This is a genomic window from Alicyclobacillus suci, from assembly GCF_017329615.1.
Taxonomy (GTDB): Bacteria; Bacillota; Bacilli; order Alicyclobacillales; family Alicyclobacillaceae; genus Alicyclobacillus; species Alicyclobacillus suci.
This window is the reverse complement of sequence record NZ_JAFMTW010000098.1, coordinates 1-3034: the sequence shown is the minus strand read 5'-3', so window position 1 is coordinate 3034 and position 3034 is coordinate 1. Positions and strand designations below refer to the sequence as shown.

Sequence of the window (3034 nt, the reverse complement as noted above, 5' to 3'; positions counted from 1 at the left end):
AACTGCTCTCTCGATAACAAACTCATGTGTACGTCCTCCCAAACTTGTACTCCCATTTTACTGGGGTTGGGAGTTTACACAAAATATTTTACACCCTCTTCTATTTACCCATCTCTCCCTACGAGCTGGGCGCAAATCCACCATGATCACGACAAATCTGTCATTCGAACGTTGGAGCGAGATATTCCAAGATCCTGTCATGACAGCAGCCATGATTGACCGGCTGACTCACCAATCCTACACGATTAACATGAACGGAAATTCGTTTCGCATGAAAGAGACGAAGGAGTGGCTTGAAAAGCAAAACCTTGCATGATGCCCAGTTTTAGGTGGGGGATTTTTCGGTGAACATGTGGGGGATTTTTCGCTTGACAAATACAAACGGTTTAATGCAACGCTCACTCCGGTTATTATCTAATTCCAGATTCCCGTCTTCCGTAAACACGATGAGTTTGCTCCATTGATTCAGGCAATACGTGATGGCTTTTCCCAAGGCGCTCTTTGGCGTCACTTCGCCGTTCTGCTTTTCTAACCATGCCAAAAACACGTCCAGTACAGGGCGACTTTGCTTCTGTCGCTGTTCATGACGTTGTTCCGCGATCTTATCTTTGAGCCCACGCTTTATCTTGAATAACTCATTGCAATACTGGAGTCCAACTCGCGCAGCAGTTGGCATTTTCTGATCCGACGATGGCAGTGACTTCACTGCTTCGTCAAACTTGCGCCTCGCGTGTGCCCAGCATCCAACGAGTGTCGCATGCTCTACATCGTGGTATCCGCTATATCCATCCACGTGCAGATAACCCGCGAATCCCTTCAGGAATTTCTTCGGATGCTCTTTCGACCGACTTTCTTGATAGTCGTAGAGCACAATGGGCGGGCCGTTGTTCCCACTTCGATACAACCACATGTAGGAATCTGACGTTGCAGCCCGGCCAGCTTCATGCAATACCTGCAGCGTTGTCTCGTCGGCATGAAGGTACTTGCGTGCAAGCAGTTCAGTGTGGAAGCGGTCGTAGAGCAGCCGCAACCACCGATGCGCACCTGTGACCACCCAATTGGCCAGCGTCTGCCGGGTATGCCACGCCCTGTCTTGCAAACTGTTGTTCCTGGCGATATAAAGGCATCCCCTCAACGTACTTCTTACCCATGACATACGCCACAGCAGATGCAGATGCGAAACTTCCCGGAAACGCGGGGCCATTTTGCTCACATGGTCGACAGCCATAGATGTACTGCACATGCTCCACGACCAGTACCTTGGCCGGGATGATTTTTAACTCGCGCCGCACCTGCGTGCTCATTTCATGCATGGGTTCACCGCAACAGGGGCAACCAAGCTCTTCTTCCGGCAACCGGTATTCCACTCGCTCTACCGGCAAATCTATGAATCACTCTTCGCGTTGACCGGATTGCTTCTTATTCCGCTCATAGGTGATGGTTTCCGTCTCCGGTTGTTCTTGAAGTAACGGCTCAGACGATTCAGATGTCCACTCCGCCTCGTTAAATAACCAGATTTGGATGTCGCTCGACCGCTCACTTTGTGTCCCGAACTGTTTATGCCGAGAGAGGCGCACTTGCTCCGTGAGCCAGTTCAACTGTGCCTTCAGGTGTGCATTCTCTCGTTCTAAGGCTGTACACCACGCCTCTAGATTTTCAGTTTTGTCCGGGGTATCCGTTCTCGTATTTTCCATGTATAAGGTTTCGACACAAGACATCCAAATCTCTTGTCGTGACTGCGTTTTCGAGCGTTTTTTTCAACAACCCCCCTGCCAAATCTTACACAACTCGGGTGGCTGTGACCCTGGCATGTGCACGTTGCTGTGTGACGGACAGGCCGTCCAGCAACCAGTTCAGTTCTCGTCTAGCATGTCGAGGCAAGAACGTTCACGAGTTGCTTAAGAAATTACAGGTCACATCCCGGTTGAACTTCCATGGTGGCAGCACCGATGCGTATGGAAATAGGAGAACCTGATGAAGAAGGAGGAAGAGGCTCTACGGACACAGACACGAAACGCGGTTGATTGCCAGATAGTGAATCGGGGAACCGACGAATCCAGTACCACAGTTGATGCTCTTTGATGCCATTTTCAGCGCACCAAGCTGCACCCGACAGACCGCTAGCGCGAAACTGGTCAATGCGTTCCCGCCACGTCTCGCGCAACTGCTCTAAATCCGCTCTTTTCATTATTCTTTCGCCCCCTGGATGACCTTTAACGACATTGTCCAGGTAAAACCCCAGAATAAACAAGTGTTCTCTATTTGACGCTCACTTTTATACATACAGTGAGTTTAATACAATTTAATTCGGTATAGTATTAGTATTGAATAAATTGGATGTCGAGGTGAGACAAATGGAGTATTCTTCAATAACAGTTGAACGAATGAATATATTGGACTCTGAAAGAAAATCGGGTGGGATTCTGCTTACTAAGGATGACGAGAAGGAGATAATTAACATATTACAATCCCTTCTTCCCATAGATACGTATGGTTATATAATTTGGGAACTCATTCAAGATAAAGTAAGTGTGGACGAACCCAATGCTATTATGCCCGTTTTAAGGGAACGACTGAACAAAGTATATGCTAGGGTTTATGTGATTTGGGCAAACTCAAAAGACGACGATTTTGGGTTTAATGCAAGCCTTTTAAAGACGATTCATAATGTGGAGAAACTTGTGGATTCGGATATGTATATTATTTGTGCAAAGATGGGGTATGTTATCCATTTACATCCCAATGATGATGGACAAATAATCATCAATATTACCTTCACAGACCCTGGAAAGTGGGATTCATTTCGGCGAAAATTTGAGGAAGATTAATACCACAATATACTTGTGTGAAAAATTATACTGTTGTTTAACAACGTTACAACGTTAAAATTTGTAATTTTTAAGATATTTTCGAGGCGTGGTGATCAAGTCCAAAATGGAGGGTGTAAAATATTTTGTGTAAACTCCCAACCCCAGTAAAATGGGAGTACAAGTTTGGGAGGACGTACACATGAGTTTGTTATCGAGAGAGCAGT

Annotated in this window: 4 protein-coding genes and 1 pseudogene; 2 read left to right on the top strand and 3 right to left on the bottom strand. The window is 46.5% G+C overall.

Annotated elements, in window-relative coordinates; all coding sequences use genetic code 11:
• On the top strand, positions 1 to 316 hold a 316-nt coding region (locus tag J3482_RS19755), incomplete at its 5' end, for an ATP-binding protein (RefSeq protein WP_236018416.1).
• 9 nt (positions 317 to 325) lie between these two features.
• On the opposite strand, the pseudogene tnpC reads toward J3482_RS19755, so the two are convergent.
• From tnpC to tnpA, 3 genes and pseudogenes are all read right to left on the bottom strand, one after another.
• A pseudogene (tnpC, locus tag J3482_RS19750) lies at positions 326 to 1304 on the bottom strand (IS66 family transposase).
• A gap of 87 nt (positions 1305 to 1391) precedes the next feature.
• Positions 1392 to 1718, bottom strand: a complete 327-nt coding sequence (locus tag J3482_RS19740; protein WP_206923034.1) for an IS66 family transposase — start codon at positions 1716 to 1718, stop codon at positions 1392 to 1394.
• A gap of 188 nt (positions 1719 to 1906) precedes the next feature.
• Positions 1907 to 2188: an IS66 family insertion sequence element accessory protein TnpA gene (tnpA, locus tag J3482_RS19735; protein ID WP_206923033.1), complete on the bottom strand. Its 282-nt coding sequence runs from the start codon at positions 2186 to 2188 to the stop codon at positions 1907 to 1909.
• Between the two features lie 166 nt (positions 2189 to 2354).
• Between tnpA and J3482_RS19730 the strand changes: the two genes are divergently transcribed.
• Positions 2355 to 2828, top strand: a complete 474-nt coding sequence (locus J3482_RS19730; protein WP_206923032.1) for a CDI toxin immunity protein — start codon at positions 2355 to 2357, stop codon at positions 2826 to 2828.
• Positions 2829 to 3034 lie beyond the last annotated feature (206 nt).

Bases quoted from the DNA above. Each gene is read 5' to 3' on its own strand.
- J3482_RS19740 (WP_206923034.1), bottom strand. From the start codon at position 1,718: ATGTCTTGTGTCGAAACCTTATACATGGAAAATACGAGAACGGATACC.
- tnpA (WP_206923033.1), bottom strand. From the start codon at position 2,188: ATGAAAAGAGCGGATTTAGAGCAGTTGCGCGAGACGTGGCGGGAACGC.
- J3482_RS19730 (WP_206923032.1), top strand. From the start codon at position 2,355: ATGGAGTATTCTTCAATAACAGTTGAACGAATGAATATATTGGACTCT.